A 16,507-nucleotide genomic window follows, 5' to 3' on the forward strand; every position below is an offset into this window, starting at 1 on the left:
TGGCAGCCGTGCCGCCGGGATATCTTCTGATCATGTCTGGCCAGGACGTTCCGCCCGCCCGTCAACTCGCCCGGCGCCGCCTGCTTTTCGGTGCGGCGGCGGTCGGCGGCGGGTTCGTGCTGCTCGGGCGCGGTGCCGAGCGCGCGGACGGCGACCCGGTCGGTCCGACCGCCGCCCCCTCCGGTCCCGGCCTCACCCTCCCCGCCCGGCCGGGCCTCATCGAGGCGGAGAACTCCCATGCGGGCAGCGCCGGTTGGCAGCTCGGGGGCAAGACCGCGGGCGACGCCGCCGGGCAGATCAAGGGGTTCGCGACCGAGGCGGGCGTCCCGGCGGGCGGCAGGTTGCGGCTGAAGGTCACGGTCGACCGCGACCAGCCGTTCTCGGTCGAGGTCTACCGGCTGGGCCACTACGGCGGTGCCGGCGGGCGGCTGATGACCCGGGCCGACGGCGTGCCGGGCCGCCGTCAGGAGCCGGCCCGGTTGGACAAGCGCACCGGCACGGTGGTGTGCGACTGGGACGTCGCGTGGGAGACGGCCGTGCCGCCCGAGTGGACCGGCGGCGCGTACGTCGCGGTGCTCACCAATGCCGCCGGGTTCCGCAACCACGTGCAGTTCACCGTCACCGAGCCGGACCGCGCGGCCGACTTCCTGGTCGTCCTGCCCGCGACGACCTACCAGGCGTACAACGAGTACCCGGTGGACGGCAGGACCGGCCGGAGCCTCTACTACGGCCAGGACCCCGCGACACGGAAGCCCAAGGCGAAGCTGCGGGCGCGGATCGTCTCCTTCGACCGGCCCTACGCGGGTGCCGGGCTGCCGCAACTCTTCGACCTGGACCACGGGTTCATCCGCTGGGCGGAGGAGCGCGGCTACGACATGGCCTACGCGACGAGCCTCGACCTGCACGCGGGCCGCATAGACCCCACCCGTTACAAGGCGCTGGTCTTCCCGGGGCACGACGAGTACTGGTCGCAGGAGATGCGGGACGTCCTGGAGACGGCCGTGGAGGCGGGAGTCGGGCTCGCCTTCCTGACCGCGAACAACATCTACTGGCACGTTCGCGTGCACGCGTCGGCCTCGGGCGCCCCCGAGCGGCTTGTGCGCTGTCACAAGAATGCGAACTCGCGGTCCGACCGCGACGCCCCCGGGCCGACCGTCCGCTGGCGCGACCTGCGGCGCCCCGAGCAGGAGCTGCTGGGGGTCCAGTACGTCAGCGTCGTGAAGGGCGCGCACCCCCTCGTGGTGCGCGAATCAGGCCACTGGTTCTGGGAGGGGACCGGCCTGCGCGACGGCGACGCGCTGCCCGGATTGGTGTGGGGCGAGGCCGACCGCAGGTTCGGCGGGACGCCGGGTCCGCGCGGCGAGTCGGTGTTTGTCGCCGAGTCGAAATACACGACGTCGCGGGGGAGTTCAGAGACCCAGCAGAGCGTGCTGCACAGTAATCCGGCGGGCGGCCTGGTGTTCACCGCGGGCACGTTCCGGTGGCCGCAGGCTCTCGGCGACCCGCGTTTTCTGGACTCGCGTGCGAGCCGCGCGACGGAGAATCTCTTCCGCCGGTTCCTGGCCCGCTGACCCCTTCGGGAGGCTCTTCCCGGGCACCCGGCGGATCGTGTGGGGCACGCACGGAATCACCGCCGAACGGGGCCGGGAAGCACTCGATCCGGAGTCGTCCAGTCCGGGCGTCGGCCGAATCGTTACATCATCAACACCTCCATGCCGGTGCCTCCCGATGGCAGGCTAAGGGCGCTGCTCCCTGCACGGCGTCCCGTCCACGATCGGTGGAGGCACGATGCACGTTGCGCGACCCTCCGGAAGCACAGACCACGCGCACGAGACAGAAGACGCGGCCGAACCGCCGGTGCCCACCGCGGAACCGGCCGACGCGGCCGCGTTCGATCCGCGCCTGTCCGATCCCCCGGCGCCGGGGGCGGTGTTCGTGGCGGGCGCGCGTCTGGGCGTGCCCGACGAGCCGTGGCCGCGGCCGGGCGAGGAGGGGCCGCACACCCGCCTGCTGCGGCGCGGCGCCCGGGCGCTGCTGGAGCGGCTGCCGCAGCTCACCGACCGGTTGGCCGCCGCGCTGTACGAGCACGAGGCCTCGTACCGCGAAGGCGTGGTGCCGCAGGACGACGTGTGGCAGGGCTGCCACGAGTCGCTGCGCAGCGCGCTGCTCGCGCTGGCCGCACCGCACGGCGAGGGCAAACCGAGCCCGCACACCTGGCGGCACGGCCGACGGCGCGCCGAGCAGGGCCTGCCGCTGGACGCGCTGCTGCACGCGTACCGCATAGGCGGGGTCATCGTGTGGCAGGCGCTCGTGGAGACCACCATCGAGCGCGAACCGCAGGACGTGCACGAGCTGGTGCACGCCGCGACCGCCGTGTGGACCGTGGTCGACAACCATTCCACCGCGGTCTCCGACGCGTACCGCAGCGTCGCCAACGAGCTGACCAGCCACCACCACGAGCGCACGCGCGCGTTGCTGGACGCCCTGCTCGACGGCCACGCCGAGCCCTCGGACGTGGACGCGGCCTCCGCCGTCCTCGACCTCCCCGAGGACGGCCGCTACGCCGTGGTGATGCTGCGGCACGCGCGTCCGGGCACCGGGCAGCACGACGGACCGCGCCCGTCCGGCGCCGACGGGGCGCATCTGCTGTGGCGGTCGCGCGCGGACGCGGAGTTCGCGGTCGCCCTGCTGTTCAAGGACGCGGCCGACGACAAGGTGCTCGCCGGACTCGCGAAAACGCTGCGCCCGCCCGGGAGTTCACGCGCCGGCATCGGCCTCGTCGTGGAAGGGCTGGCGGAGCTGGGGCGGGCCCGCCGCATGGCCGAAATAGCGCTGCGCACCTGCGCGGCCGACGGCGAGATCGCGCGCCTGGACGAGCGGCTTCCGGCCGCCATGGTGGCCTGCCAGTCGGACCTTTCCGGGGTTCTCGCGTCCCGCACCTTCGGCGCCGTGTTCGCGCTCGACCCGGTCGACCGCGACCTGCTGCTCGGCACCCTCGCGGCGTGGTTCGACGCGGGCGGTTCGGCGGCCCGCGCGGGCGCCCGGCTGTTCTGCCACCGCAACACGGTGCTCAACCGGCTGCGGCGCCTGGAGCAGTTGACCGGCCGGGACCTGGGCCTGCCGCGCGATCTCGTCGAACTGGGCCTGGCGTTGGACGCGTACCGCATCGCCGGTCCGTGAACCCGCCGGTCAACGGCGTTGACGGGGACCGTTGCCGGACCGTGCGGAAGGAGTCGGATTGTGGGCACTCACAAGGTTCGGCCTCGGTCGCCCGTTCGTGCTGTGCGCCTGCACAAGGCGGTGGCGGCGCGGTTGGTCCGGTGCCCTGTTCTGCCTTGTGTGTATGGACCTTGCCCGCCGCCACGTGTTGTGGTGTCGGTCACTTCAAGGCACTGAGGGACAAGTCCGAGGAAGGAGGCAGGATGGCACGGGCGGAGCAGGATCCTCCGCAGGGGACGAACCCCGCGCCCGGGACGCGCGGCGCGGCCCAGGGATCTCCGCAGGAAGGCGCGCTGGTCGTCGACCGGCTGCACGTCGCGTACGGGCGTTCTGTGCAGGCGCTGCGCGGCGTGAGCGTCGAGGTGCCCGCGAGCGGCATCGTCACCGTGCTCGGCGCGAACGGCGCCGGCAAGAGCACCTTGCTGCGGGCGATATCGGGAACACTCTTCCTGCATTCGGGAGCGATCGAGGGGGGCTCGATCTCCTACCGCGGGCTCACCCTGCGGGGCAAGGACTCCGCCGCCGCCGTGCGTGCCGGGATCGTGCAAGTCCCCGAGGGCAGAAGGGTTTTCGCGGGACTGTCGGTCGCCGAGAACCTCCAGGCCGGACTGCTCGGCACCGGCGGGCGCAGGTCCGCGCGGGCCCGCGAGGCGCGCGAACGCGTCCTCGAACTCTTCCCGGTGCTGGCGGAGCGCGAGAGCCAGCAGGCCGGGCTGCTGTCCGGCGGCGAGCAGCAGATGCTCGCGATCGGACGCGCCCTCATGGCCGGTCCCAAGCTGCTCCTCCTCGACGAACCCTCGCTGGGCCTGGCCCCGCAGATGGTCGGCCGCATCGCGAACGTGGTCCGGGACATCGCCCGGCAGGGCACGGCGGTCCTGCTGGTCGAGCAGAACGCCGCCGTCGCCCTCGATCTCGCCGACACCGCCTACGTGTTGGACGTCGGCAAGGTGCGCCTGAGCGGCGCGGCCAAGCAACTCGCGGCGACCGACGAGGTGCGCAGGCTGTACCTCGGCGAGACCGACCACGCCGGGGCCCCCTCGACCGGCGGTGCCGGACCCGGTGCCGCCGGTGAGAGCGCCGAGACCGCCGCCGCGGTCCCGGCCGCGGCTTCGCGCGCACCCCTGCGGAGGTGGCGCGGATGACGACGTCCAAGGGTTCCGCCGCGGTCCACGAGGACGCGGCGGCCGTCGACGAAGCGGTCCCGGAGCTGAACGTCCGTGCCGTGACGGTCCGTTTCGCGGGCCTGGTGGCCCTCGACGCGGTCAGTTTCACGGTGGCGCCCGGCAGCATCCACGCGGTGATCGGCCCGAACGGGGCCGGCAAGTCGACGTGCTTCAACGTGCTGTCCGGCGTCTACCGCGCCGACCGCGGCACCGTGCACCTCGGCGACCACGAGCTGACCGGCCTGCGCCCGGACCGGATCGCCCGGCTCGGCATGGCCCGCACGTTCCAGAACATCGTGCTCACCCAGGGCACCGTCGCCGACAACCTCATGCTCGGCCGACACGTGCTGACCCGCTCCGGCTTCGCGGCTACCGCGCTGCACCTGCCCGGGGCCGTGCGCGAGCAGCGCCGGCACCGCGAACGGGCCCGGGAGATAGCCGAGTTCCTGGACCTCGGCGCGGTCTTCGACGCGCCGGTCATGCTGCTGCCGTACGGCGTGCGCAAGCGCGTCGAGATGGCCCGCGCGCTGTGCATGGAGCCCAAGGTGCTGCTGCTCGACGAGCCGGTGGCGGGGATGAACGGCGGGGAGCGCGTGCGCACCGCCGAGGCCATCGCCGCGGTTCGCGACAGCCTCGGCATCTCGATCGTGATCGTCGAGCACGACATGGGGCTGATCATGCGGCTCGCCGACGAGGTGACCGTGCTCGACTTCGGCCGCCGGATCGCGAGCGGTCCGCCCGAGCAGATCCGCCAGGACCCGGCCGTGATCCGGGCGTACCTCGGCACCGGCAACGAGGACGAGGTCCCCGACCCCCTCGCGCCCGCACCACCTGTACAGGCACAGCGAGAGAACGAGGAGCGGCAATGACCAAGCTCTCCGAGATCGCCCTCAACGGGCTCGCTCTCGGATCGGTGTACGCCCTCATCGCCCTGGGCTTTGTGGTGATCTTCAAAGCCTCCGGGGTGATGAACTTCGCGCACGCGTCGCTGCTGCTGCTCGGCGGCTATGTCATCGCCAAGCTGCACGAGGACCTCGGGTTCGCCCTCGCGGTGCTGGTCGGCGTGGCCGTGACCGCGGCGGGAGCCGGCCTGATCGAAGTGCTGTTCATCAGGGGGCTCGGCAAGGTCGAGCTGCATGTGCTGACGATCCTCACGATCGGCATCGACATCCTGCTGACCACCGAACTGGTGCGCCGCATCGGGTCCGACAAGCTCTCGCTCGGCGACCCCTGGGGCGGCGACGCGGTGACGATCGGCGACGCGACGGTGGCCAAGGCCCGGATCGCGGCCATCATCACCGCGGTCGTACTGATCGGGTTCTTCTTCGCGGCCTTCCGGTTCACCTCGTGGGGCCTGTCGATGCGCGCGGCGTCCGAGGACCGCGAGGCGGCGGCGCTCATGGGTGTGCGCATGAAGCGCGTGCAGTTCATCGCCTGGTGCATCGCCGGTGCGCTGGCGGCCGTCGCCGCGGTCTTCCTGACCGCGTCGCCGACCCCGGGTCTCGACCGCACGACCGGACTGGTGGCGCTCAAAGCGTTCCCCGCCGCGGTGCTCGGAGGCATGGACTCGGCACTCGGCGCGCTCATCGGCGCCATGCTGATCGGGCTGAGCGAGGCCCTCGCGGCCGGCTACCAGAGCGACCTGGACGCGCTCGGAGGCGGCTTCTCGGGCGTAGCGCCGTACATCGTCATGATCCTCATCCTGCTGTGGCGGCCCACCGGGCTGCTCGGGTCGAAGGAACTCAGCCGTGTCTGACCTGCGAACGGCGGATCCGACCGCCGAGCCCCCCGGTCCGAAGCCCGACACCAGGCTGCGACCGGTGATGCGCCTGCCGACCAGGGTCTTCCTGCGGTACCTCGCGATCGCCGCGGTGCTGGTGGTCATGGCCGCGATGCCCTATTACCTCACCGACTTCTGGCTGCTGACCGGCCTGTTCGCGATGGCCGCGGCGCTCGGCGCGATCGGGCTCAACATCCTGTCCGGGACCACCGGGCAACTCTCGCTCGGGCACGCCTTCTTCCTCGCGGTCGGGGCGTACGGCTACATGTACTTCTCCGGCGAGTCCGGCCGCAGCGGCACGCACGACATCAACGGACTCGGCCTGCCGCCCACCGTCGCGCTCGTGCTCGCGGTGCTGCTCGCCGGGGTGGTGGGCGGCATCTTCAGCCCGATCTCCGGGCGGCTGCGCGGCATGTACCTCGGCATCGCGACGCTCGCGCTGGTCTTCATCGGCGAGCACGTCATGATCAACGCGCACAGCGTCACCGGCGGCTACAACGGCCGGGCGGCCGAGCCGATGGAGTTCTTCGGCTTCACCCTCACCGACCGCGACCCCGACAACTGGGAGTTCCTGGGCGTCGAGTTCGGCGCGTACGAACGCCTCTGGTACCTCGCCCTGGTGCTGCTGGTCATCGGCATCCTGCTGGCCCGCAACCTGCTGCGCGGCCGTCCCGGGCGGGCCCTGGGCGCGGTCCGCGACAGCGAGATCGCCGCCGCGGTCATGGGCGTGCCGGTGGCTCGCTACCGATCGATGGCGTTCGTGGTGTCGTCGATGTACGCCGGTCTCGCCGGCGTCCTGCTCGCCCTCATCTTCGGCCGCGTGATCCCGGAGTACTTCGGGCTCGCCCTGTCGATCGACTACCTCGCGATGATCGTCATCGGCGGGCTCGGGTCGGTCGCCGGCGCGGTCGTGGGCGCGGTCTTCGTGACCGTCCTGCCCCAGCTCTTCGCGCACTACGCCGAGTCGCTGCCCCTGGTGGTGGCGTCCGGCGGCGACGGCGTCGGCCCCACGGAGGCGGCGCGATACCTCTACGGCGCGGCGATCGTGCTGGTGCTGCTCTTCGCTCCCGGCGGCCTGGCCGGGTTGACGAGGCGGCGCCCGCGAGCACCGAAACCCTCAGCGCGTGTCCCGGCCCGTTCATGGTCCCGGTTCCGTTCCCGTTCCCAGGAGCCCCAAGGAGCAGTCTCGTGAAGTCACGCAAGGGCACCAGAACCGCGGCAGCGGTCCTCGCCATCCTGGCGTTGACCGCAACCGCGTGCAGCAGCAAGGACGATGACGACGACACGAGCAACCCCCCTGCGGGTGCGTCCGGTTCGTCGGGGCAGGTCAAGACCGGCGCAGGGGTCACGGCCTCGGAGATCAAGATCGGCGAGCTCACCGACATGAGCGGCCCGTTCGCGCCGCTGGGCAAGAGCGTCACGAACGCCGAGGCGCTCTACTACAAGCAGGTCAACGCGCAGGGCGGCATCTGCGGCCGGCAGGTCAAGCTGGAGGTCAAGGACCACGCCTACGACCCGCAGAAGGCGCGGACCCAGTACACCGAGCTGTCCGGCAACGTGGTCGGCATATCCCAGCTCATCGGCTCGGCCATCGTCACCCAGCTCCAGGACGACATCGACCGCGAGGGCCTCCTGACGCTGCCGCAGGCGTGGCCGTCGACGCTGCTGGGCAAGAAGACCATCCAGGTCACCGCGACGACGTACGACATCGAGATCATCAACGGCGTCTCGTACCTCAAGAAGAGCGCCAACCTCGCCTCCGGCGACAAGGTCGGCCACATCTACGCCGACGACGAGTTCGGGGCCAACAGCTTCGCGGGCGCCAAGCACGCCGCCCAGGCCGCCGGGCTGTCGCTGGTCGAGCAGAAGATCAAGCCGACCGACTCCGACATGACCGCGGCGATCACCGCGCTCAAGTCGTCCGGGGTCAAGGCGATCATCGTCAGCGCCAGCCCGCGCCAGGTCGGCCCGATCATGGCGACCTCCGAGGCCGCGGGCCTCAAGGTGCCGGTGCTCGCGCACTCGGTCGGCTTCCACCCGCAGCTGCTCGCCATCCCGGCGGTCGCCGGGGCCATGGAGCAGCGCCTTGTGGTGACGAGCCCGGTGCCGTCGATCAACTCCGACATGCCGATGCTCACCAAGCTGGTCGCCGACTACACGGCGGAGTACCCGGGGCAGCCGATCGACCAGGGCGTGCTGTCCGGCTTCTCCACGGCCGCCATCTTCGGTGAGGCGCTGAAGGGCGCCTGCGCGGCCGGGGACCTGACGCCTGCGGGCGTCGTGGCCGCGCACCGCAAGAACACCAACCTCGACCTCGGCTACGGCGCGAAGCTGGACTTCTCGTCGGCGGACAAGCCGCCGTCGTACATGACGTACATCCTCAAGGTCGACAAGACCAAGGCCAGCGGTCTGGCCACGGTCGAGCAGGCCTTCGAGGCGCCCGAGGCGAAGACGTACACCCTGCCGAAGTCGGGCTGAGGCACTGCCGACGCGCGGCTGACGCACTGTTGACGCGGCGTTGCGGCGTCGTGGGGTCACCGTGACTGTGGGCCGAACCCCCCGGGGTTCGGCCCACAGTTGCGTTTTCGGGGGACACCGGTCGGGGGCGGGTGTCAGGCCGGACGCAGGTGGACGACGCCCACCGGCCGGTGCGGCGCCGAGGTCCGCAGCTCGGTGGAGCGGATGTGGGCGAGCAGGCCGTGCGCGCCGACGTCCTCCAGCAGCCGTACGGTGTCGGGCCACAGCGCGGGCGGCAGCGACTCCACCGCGCCGCCGTTGAGCAGCACCAGCGTGTGCACCCCGCGGCACGGCGAACTGCCCCACGTGGCACCGGCGGCGGCCGAGGGACGCGCCCCCGCGGCGTGCCGCGCACCGCCGGGATCGCTGACCGCGCGGATCGTCGTGTCGCGGCGGATCAGGACGGTGCCGGGGCCGAGGACGAGGTGGTCCAGGCGGCCGTCGGTCAGGCGTACGGCCACCACCGACGCGGTCGGCGTGCCGTGCAGCGCGAGGTCGCAGCGCCCGCCGTGCAGCGCCGCGGTCTCCGCGATGGCGTCGGACAGGCAGTCGGTGACCGGGCGTTCGGGCCGGTCGACGAGTCGGGTCAGCAGGTGGGCGCCCAGCCGCCGGATGTACCAGCCGGTGCCGTGCCCGCAGCCCTCGACCGGGCTTCGGTGCGTCGGCGCGGTCGTGGTGACCACCGCGGCCTCGGGCGTGGCCAGGGCGAACACCCGGTCGCGGCGCCGTACCCGGGTCTCCCGGTGCGCAGGCAAGTCCGGCGGCAGCGCCGCGTCGTCGCGCGGCACCTCGCACACGCGCGGGTCCTCCCGGTCCGCGTCGCCCGGATCGCCGGAGTCCGACCCCGGGTCGGTCACCACCTCGACATGCACGGTGATCAGTCTCGGGGAGCCGGGCGCCCCGAGACAGGCACACCGGACGGATTGGCTCGAACGTGTCACTCCGACGTGACCTGACAGGGCATCAGGATCGTGATCCGTGGCGGTGGTGCGGTGGCCCGGGTGGGCGGGGCCGTGGAGGAGGGGGCTGCGGTGAGGGCTGTGGTGGCGGCTTCGACGTCGGCTGCTTCACCTCGGGCGGTGCGGGGGTGGTGTGCCGCCTGATGCCCACCACCGTTGCGCGCCCCCGGACCCCCGCCGTGCCGTCGCGGGCGTTCGCGGTCAGGGCAGGAGCAGGCGCGCGAGTACGTCGGCGAGGAGTTCGCGGGCCGTGTCCGGCGGTACGTCCGGATCCTCCAGGACGATCGGCAGCCCCATCCCGTCGACCACCGCGAGGGCCTGGCGCGCCACCCGCTCCGGGTCCGCATCCGCGCGGAAGCGTCCGGCCGATACCCCGGCGGCGACCGTCTCGGCAAGCAGCGCACGCCACTTCGCGTTGTCCGCCAGCACCTCGTCCCGCCACTCGGCGTCGCGCTGCGCCCAGCGCCAGGCCTCGGCCCAGAGCTGCCAGCCGTACGGGGCCGCCTCGTCGGCGAAGCCGACCACGAACGCGCAGGCCTTCTGCATGCGCTCCCAAGGGTCGTCCAGATCCGCGACGGCGGCGCGCACGCCCTCCAGGTCGCGCTTCGCGGCGTACCGGAACGCCGCCAGCAGCAGGTCCTCGCGGCTGCCGAAGTAGTACTGAAGGGTGGAGACCGGGACGCCGGACACCTCCGACACGTCCGCGAACCGCGTGGCGTCCGCGCCGCGTTCGCCGATCACGACGCATGCGTGCGCGAGCACGTCCTCGCGCTTGCGCCCGGACCGGCGGCCTCCCCGGCGTACGGGCACAGGCGGGGAGTCGGAAGCGGAGGCATCGGACACGTGCATGTGTCTATCACGCGGCCGAGGGGCGCTGTCCCGCGCCTCGGGCGGCGCCGCGGCGGTCCGGCCGGCGCACGAGAGGTGCACCCCGGCACGCGCCCGGCGCGTGCCCGCGCCGCCGCCCGACGGCCTAGGCTGCCCGCCATGACCGATGCCGAGAGCCGCCGTGCGATCAACGAGGCCATCAATTCGCTGAAGCGGTTCGTCAACAGCAGGCAGCTCGACGCGCTGCACGCGGCCCGTTCGGGCGTCGCGCTCAATCTGGTCGCGATCGGGATCCTGCACCGCGTGATCGACCACGGCCCGGTCCGGCCGACCGAGCTGGCCGAGCTGGCCGACATCCAGCCGGCGGCGCTCAGCCGGCAGATCCGGATCCTGGAGGAGGGCGGCCACATCGTGCGCATCGGCGACGCCGAGGACGGCCGGGTCTCGCTCGTGGAGGCCACCGCCGAGGGGCGGGCGGCGTACGAGAGCTTCGCGGCGGCCAACGACACGCTGTTGGCCGAGCAGCTCAAGGGCTGGACGGCGGAGGAACTGGGCGGGCTCGCGGCGCAGATGCAGCGGCTGGTGGCCGACTTGCGCGGGGTGCGGCGAGCGGAGTAGTCGGCGGTGTCGGGGTCGCCGCCGAGGACGGGGGTGCTTCGAGGTGACCGGTCCCGAGGTCCCTGTGGCCTCCGGCGTGATCGGCCGGGGAGTCGGACCGTGAACTAATTGACATGGTTAAGTAGTCGGGTTACGTTCCCCGGGTCATGGGTCGCCCCCGGGCTCTCCCCGGCCACCCCGGTCTCGTCGGGTGCGCCGGGACGCCGCCGGGGTCGGCCGGGTCCGCCTACCGCTCCGGGGAGACAGCCGTGGCCTGGGATTTCAGCACCGACCCGGAGTTCGCTCGCGAACTCGACTGGATCCGCGCCATGGTCGTGGACGAGATCGAGCCCCTCGACCTCGTCCGGCACCGCATGAGCCCGGCCAACTGGCGGGCCGTCACCGACCCGCTCAAGCAGCGCGTCAAGGACCGCGGCCTGTGGGCCGCGCACCTCGACCCCGAACTCGGCGGCCAGGGCTTCGGGCAGGTCCGACTGGCCCTCATGCACGAGGTGCTGGGCCGTACCGGCTCGGCGCCGAACATCTTCGGCAACCAGGCGCCCGACTCCGGCAACAGCGAACTCCTCGCCGTGGGTGCCGATGAGGAGCAGAAGCAGCGCTGGCTGTGGCCGCTGCTCGACGGGAAGCTCACGAGCTGCTTCTCGCTCACCGAACCGCACACGGCGGGGTCGGACCCGACCGGCATCAAGACGCGCGCGGTGCGGGACGGGGACGCGTACGTCATCGACGGCCACAAGTGGTTCGCTTCCAACGCGTCCCGCGCGGACTTCGTCCTGGTCTTCGCCGTCACCGACCCGGACGCCGAACGGCACCGCCGCGCCTCGATGTTCGTCGTCGAGCGCGGTACGCCCGGCATGGAGATCGTGCGCGACGTGCACACCATGCACCACCCCTACGACGGCGAGGCCACCCGCAACCTCGGCGGCCACGCCGAGATCCGGTTCACCGGCTGCCGGGTGCCGGCCGACCACATGATCGGCGACCCCGGCGACGCGTTCGTGCTCGCGCAGAAGCGGCTGAACGGCGGGCGCATCCACCACGCGATGCGCTGGATCGGGCAGTGCCGGCGGGCGTTCGACATGCTGTGCGAGCGCGCGGTGTCACGTACCTCGCACGGAAAGCGGCTGGCGGACCAACAACTGATCCAGCAGATGGTGACGCGGTCGAGCATCGAGATCGAGGCTTTCCGGCTGCTCACCCTCAAGGCGGCGTGGACCTGGGACAACGAGGGGCCCAAGGCGGCGCGCCAGGCGGTCTCCGAGGTCAAGTACTGGGGTGCGCAGATCCTGCACGACGTCGTGGACCGCGCGATCCAGGTGCACGGCGCGCTCGGCTACTCGACCGACCTGCCGCTGGAGGAGATGTACCGGCTCGCCCGCAACTTCCGGCTCTCGGACGGCGCGGACGAGGTGCACATCCAGCAGATCGCCAAGATGATCCTGCGCCGGTACGAAGCGGTCGACGGCTGGCCCAGCGAGCACATCCCGACGCGCCGCGCGGAGGCGGAGCGCCGGTTTGCCGAGTGGCTCGACATCCCGGCGTCGCAGTCGCGGCCGCAGTCGGTGTCGGCGTCGGGGTCGGGTTCGCAGCCGGGCGGCGCGGGCGGCGCGGCGTGAGCGGGGCCGGTCGGACGGGTGAGCCGCAGGACCCGAACGCGGCGCGTGATTCTCTCCACGACGACGGCCCCGTCCCGCCGCGGCGCCTCACCGACTGGGTCGCGAAGGCCGGACTGGCCGACGCCGACGCCGTCCTGACGGTCACTCAGCTCAGCGGCGGCGCGTCCAACCTCACCTACCGGGTCAGCGGGAACGGCCGCGACTGGGTGCTGCGGCGCCCGCCCGCGCGCGGCGCGCTTCCGACGGCGCACGACATGGCGCGCGAGTACCGGGTGCAGGCCGCGCTCGCCGGTTCCGGCGTTCCGGTCGCGGCGATGGTCGCACTCTGCGAGGACCCGGCGGTCCTCGGCGCCCCCTTCTATCTGATGGAACGCCTGGACGGGGTCTTCCACACCAGCGCCGCCGAGGTCGCCGCGCTGCCGGCGCCGGTCGCGCGCGAGGCGGGCCTGAACCTCGTGCGCGTGCTCGCCACGTTGCACCGGGTGGATCCGGAGGGTGTGGGGCTCGGCGCGATGATCCGGCCCGAGCCGTATCTGCACCGGCAGCTGCGGCGCTGGCGGGGGCAGTGGGACCGGATCGGGTTCGACGACGTGCCCGCGCTGGACGGGCTGTTGCGGCGACTGGCCGCCGAGGTGCCGGAGTCGTCCGCGCTCGGGATCGTGCACGGCGACTACAACCTCGGCAACGTGATGTACCGCGCGGACGACTCCGCCGAGGTCCGCGCGGTGCTCGACTGGGAGCTGTCCACGGTCGGCGACGCGGCGGCCGACCTGGGGCAGTTGCTCGCGTACTGGGGCCCGGCGGGGCGGCTGCTGAACGCGTACCGCGGCGGGCATCTGCCGGACGCGAACGCGGCGCTGCCGGACCGCGGGGAACTGGTGGAGGCGTACACCGAGGGCGTCGGACGGCCGGTGCCGGACCTGGCGTACTACGAGCGCTTCGCCGTCGTGAAGCTCGCTGTCATCTGCGCGGGGGCGCTGGCCCGGGCGAAGTCGCCGGAGCCGGAGCGGGTGCGGCGTACGGTCGGCCTGGTCACGTCGCTCGCGGAGATCGCCGAGGCGGTGGACGGCTGACGGCGGTGGACGGCTGACCGCGGCTCACGGTCGGCGGCTGACCGGGCCACCAAGTGGCGTGGCAGACGTGCGTCGGGCGGGGTGCAGGCAGCACGAAGGAGGGGGCAGGCCCGCCCCGGCCGGGCCTGCCCCGTGTCCCGTACGACCATGACGGGACGCTAAGCATCCTGTACGCAACGAGACGCGATACTCCACTGCTCGATCACAAATCCCGAGGGATTTTACCTTTCCAAGGACAACCCTCGGGTCATATGCCCGAGTTGTGGTGATATCGCAGTGCGAAGCAAAACCCAACCGGGAGTTCGCTATCCCTACAGCGCGGTCATGCGCCCACCGGAGACCACGAGGGTCTGCCCGGTGACGTAGCGCGACGCCGCGGAGCACAGGAACACCGCGCACGGACCGATGTCGGTCTCGGTGTCGCCGATCCACCCCATCGGGATGAGCGCCGTCACGCGCGGTTCCATCGTCGGGTCCAGCCGCATCGCGTTGTCGAGCGCGGGCGTTACCGCGAGCGGGGCAAGGCCGTTCACCCGGATCTTGTCCGGACCCCACTCGCGCGCCAGCGACTTGATGAAGCCGCGCTGCGCGCCCTTGGCCGCCGCGTAGAACGACAGGTTCGCGCTGCCCTGCATGCCCGCGGGAGACGTCAGCAGCAGGTACGAGCCCGCCGTCGCCTTCAGATACGGGTGCGCAGCGCGCGCCAGCGTGTACGACGCGACCGAGGCCACCGCGGCGTGCTCGTTCCACAGGTCGACCGGCGCGTGTTCGAGGTCCACCGGCTCGCTCGACCGGCGGCTCGTGGCGTTGTGCACCACCGCGTCCAGGCGTCCGAACAGCTCGACGGACTCGGCGAGTGCGGCCTCCACCGCCTCGGGTGAGGTCACGTCGCACACCACGCCCGCGGCCGTGCCGCCCGCCGCGGTGATGGTGTCGGCCACCTCGGCGGCGGCCTCCTTGCGCCGTGCGGTGACGACCACCGAGGCCCCGGCCGCGCCGAGTGCGAGGGCGATGCCCTGGCCCACGCCCGCGGCGGCGCCGGTCACCAGGACCGTCTTGCCGGTGAGCGAGCCGGGCAGCGAAGTGTCGGGCGTGCCCCGGTCGGACGTACCGGATCCGTTGCGAGAACCGCTGTCGGGGACTGTCACGGCACCATCAGAGCTCCACCGTCGAGTGCGAACGTGCTACCGGTCAGATGCCGCGCGCCGGGCGCACACAGCAGCAGGACGACGTCCGCGACCGCCTGCGGCGACATCGCGTCCTCGCCGAGCGCGGACTCGCTGCGGTCGACGTCGGTGCCGCGAAGCCCCTCGGCCTCCGCGTCGAGCGCGAAGACGGTGGGCGCCAACAGGTGCACGGTGACTCCGTCACGGGCCCAGCGCCGCGCAGCCGACTTGCCCAGCGCCCGGAGCGACTCCGCGGCAGTGGCGAGCGGTACGAGGCCCGCACCGCCCTCGATGGCCACGCTCGGCGCGACCAGCACGAACGTTCCGCCGGTCGGGGTGAGCAGCGGGTGCGCCCCCTGCATCGCGGCCAGACCGTGCCGGATCGGCTCCTCCGCCAGCCGGTCCCACTCCTGCGGCGACAGCCCCACCACCGCACCGGGCGTCGCCGATCCGGGGGTGTAGGGCGCGTGGACGACCAGATCCACGCCCGCCGCCGGGTCCAGACCCGCATCGCGTACGGCCGCCGCGAGGTCCCCGCCGGCCTCCGCGACGGCCACCTGCGCCCCGGCAGCCCGCAACGCCTCGACAACCGCCGCCGCCACGTCCGACGGGCCCACCACGACCGCCGAGCGCGGACCGTGCCTTCCAGGTTCTCCGGCCACGCCGTACACCCCTTTCCGGTGGGCTCCCGCCCACCCACTGCCAACCCGCACAAAATCCCCGTTTCAGGCCCCCGCCCCCGACGCCGCGACGCTAGTTCGCTCACCCGACGATGACAACCCATCCACCCCCCAAACATGACGCCCCGTCAGAAACCCCGCACCACGCCCCCGCGGCAATCGAGAGCGGTCGCGGGCCGTGTCCCGCTCGTGGGCGTCTCGTGCGCGCGTGGCGCCGTGCGGTGAGCGGTGAGGGGTGAGCGGTGTGCGGTGTGCCCCATCCCCACCACTGTCCGCACCTGTTGGTTCCGCGGCCGTGCTGCCGCACGCTCCCGGGGTGGGTGCGTCGCAGGGCGCCGCGGTGCAGTCGAGGTCGAGCCCCCGATCCCCCAGCGCGGCCACTGTGCGGTGCAGGGGGTGCCTTCGCCAGGCGTTGCGGGCACCGTGCGCGGGGGAAGGGGCTGCGGAGTGACTCGCGCGGCATTCGTCGCGATCCCGTCCCCTCCTCCCTTGCGCTCGCGCTCGCGAGAACGCTTCGCGGGACGCTCCGGCGCGCCTGGGTGACGTCCCGGTCGGCGGCGCGCGAGCAGTTCGCCGGAGGCTTCCGCGCGGTTGCAATTGTTCGGTTGGTTTGGGGGTGTTGCCGTTTGGGGGTGGGGGTGGTCGGTTTCGGTCGTTCGGGTTCCTTGGGAGGAAAAATTGGAGGTTGGGAGCCCGGCGGCTGTCGGTGTCGGTCCGTAGCCTTGAGGCATCCCGGCGGAGGATCGGGTGCACGGGCGGGGGAGGCCACGGTGGATGTCACGGCTTTTGTCGCACTGCTCGACGAACTTGACTCGGACGACGGTGCGTTGACCGAGCGGCTCGGCAGTGAACTGCCCGCGCAGGTGGGGGGGGGGGGGGGGGGGGGGG

Annotated in this window: 14 protein-coding genes; 10 read left to right on the forward strand and 4 right to left on the reverse strand. The window is 72.5% G+C overall.

The annotated features are described in order from the left end of the window. The first annotated feature begins 32 nt into the window (after window positions 1–32). The 7 genes from ACRX5S_RS16095 to ACRX5S_RS16125 all read left to right on the forward strand — a co-directional run bounded on the left by ACRX5S_RS16095 (window position 33) and on the right by ACRX5S_RS16125 (window position 8,640). Complete coding sequence (locus ACRX5S_RS16095; RefSeq protein WP_436773594.1) at window positions 33–1,571, forward strand: N,N-dimethylformamidase beta subunit family domain-containing protein; 1,539 nt, start codon at window positions 33–35, stop codon at window positions 1,569–1,571. Between the two features lie 217 nt (window positions 1,572–1,788). After that, on the forward strand, window positions 1,789–3,180 hold the full coding sequence (locus ACRX5S_RS16100) for a PucR family transcriptional regulator (protein WP_436773595.1): 1,392 nt from the start codon (window positions 1,789–1,791) through the stop codon (window positions 3,178–3,180). A gap of 242 nt (window positions 3,181–3,422) precedes the next feature. After that, window positions 3,423–4,361 carry an ABC transporter ATP-binding protein gene (locus ACRX5S_RS16105; protein ID WP_436773596.1) on the forward strand — a complete coding sequence of 313 codons (939 nt, stop codon included), beginning with the start codon at window positions 3,423–3,425 and terminating at the stop codon, window positions 4,359–4,361. Beyond that, window positions 4,358–5,251, forward strand: a complete 894-nt coding sequence (locus tag ACRX5S_RS16110; RefSeq protein WP_436773597.1) for an ABC transporter ATP-binding protein — start codon at window positions 4,358–4,360, stop codon at window positions 5,249–5,251. The genes ACRX5S_RS16105 and ACRX5S_RS16110 overlap by 4 nt, the downstream gene beginning before the upstream one ends. Beyond that, window positions 5,248–6,138: a branched-chain amino acid ABC transporter permease gene (locus ACRX5S_RS16115; protein ID WP_436773598.1), complete on the forward strand. Its 891-nt coding sequence runs from the start codon at window positions 5,248–5,250 to the stop codon at window positions 6,136–6,138. The genes ACRX5S_RS16110 and ACRX5S_RS16115 overlap by 4 nt, the downstream gene beginning before the upstream one ends. Before the next feature lie 67 nt (window positions 6,139–6,205). Continuing rightward, the gene (locus tag ACRX5S_RS16120) at window positions 6,206–7,354 is read left to right on the forward strand and encodes a branched-chain amino acid ABC transporter permease (RefSeq protein WP_436773653.1); all 1,149 of its coding nucleotides are present in this window, start codon (window positions 6,206–6,208) and stop codon (window positions 7,352–7,354) included. Beyond that, the gene (locus tag ACRX5S_RS16125) at window positions 7,351–8,640 is read left to right on the forward strand and encodes an ABC transporter substrate-binding protein (protein WP_436773599.1); all 1,290 of its coding nucleotides are present in this window, start codon (window positions 7,351–7,353) and stop codon (window positions 8,638–8,640) included. Before ACRX5S_RS16120 ends, ACRX5S_RS16125 begins: the two co-directional genes overlap by 4 nt. 134 nt (window positions 8,641–8,774) lie before the next feature. Here ACRX5S_RS16125 and ACRX5S_RS16130 read toward each other — a convergent pair whose 3' ends face one another. Together ACRX5S_RS16130 and ACRX5S_RS16135 are read right to left on the reverse strand one after the other, a co-directional pair. Next, complete coding sequence (locus ACRX5S_RS16130) at window positions 8,775–9,551, reverse strand: hypothetical protein (RefSeq protein ID WP_436773600.1); 777 nt, start codon at window positions 9,549–9,551, stop codon at window positions 8,775–8,777. A gap of 288 nt (window positions 9,552–9,839) precedes the next feature. Beyond that, window positions 9,840–10,481, reverse strand: coding sequence for a TetR/AcrR family transcriptional regulator (locus tag ACRX5S_RS16135; protein ID WP_436773601.1), 642 nt, complete (start codon window positions 10,479–10,481; stop codon window positions 9,840–9,842). Between the two features lie 144 nt (window positions 10,482–10,625). Between ACRX5S_RS16135 and ACRX5S_RS16140 the strand changes: the two genes are divergently transcribed. From ACRX5S_RS16140 to ACRX5S_RS16150, 3 genes are all read left to right on the forward strand, one after another. Then, complete coding sequence (locus tag ACRX5S_RS16140; protein WP_436773602.1) at window positions 10,626–11,084, forward strand: MarR family winged helix-turn-helix transcriptional regulator; 459 nt, start codon at window positions 10,626–10,628, stop codon at window positions 11,082–11,084. A 248-nt stretch (window positions 11,085–11,332) separates the two neighbouring features. Then, on the forward strand, window positions 11,333–12,700 hold the full coding sequence (locus tag ACRX5S_RS16145) for an acyl-CoA dehydrogenase family protein (RefSeq protein ID WP_436773603.1): 1,368 nt from the start codon (window positions 11,333–11,335) through the stop codon (window positions 12,698–12,700). Further along, entirely contained in the window at window positions 12,697–13,773 is a 1,077-nt protein-coding gene (locus ACRX5S_RS16150; protein WP_436773604.1) for a phosphotransferase family protein, read from the forward strand. Before ACRX5S_RS16145 ends, ACRX5S_RS16150 begins: the two co-directional genes overlap by 4 nt. A 311-nt stretch (window positions 13,774–14,084) precedes the next feature. Here ACRX5S_RS16150 and ACRX5S_RS16155 read toward each other — a convergent pair whose 3' ends face one another. Continuing rightward, window positions 14,085–14,921, reverse strand: coding sequence for an SDR family NAD(P)-dependent oxidoreductase (locus ACRX5S_RS16155; protein ID WP_436773605.1), 837 nt, complete (start codon window positions 14,919–14,921; stop codon window positions 14,085–14,087). After that, a complete protein-coding gene (locus ACRX5S_RS16160; protein ID WP_436773606.1) occupies window positions 14,918–15,601 on the reverse strand; it encodes an SDR family oxidoreductase in 684 nt (227 codons plus the stop codon). Before ACRX5S_RS16160 ends, ACRX5S_RS16155 begins: the two co-directional genes overlap by 4 nt. Window positions 15,602–16,507 lie beyond the last annotated feature (906 nt).

The organism is Yinghuangia sp. YIM S09857, assembly GCF_051388915.1.
In the GTDB taxonomy this organism is placed as follows: domain Bacteria; phylum Actinomycetota; class Actinomycetes; order Streptomycetales; family Streptomycetaceae; genus Yinghuangia.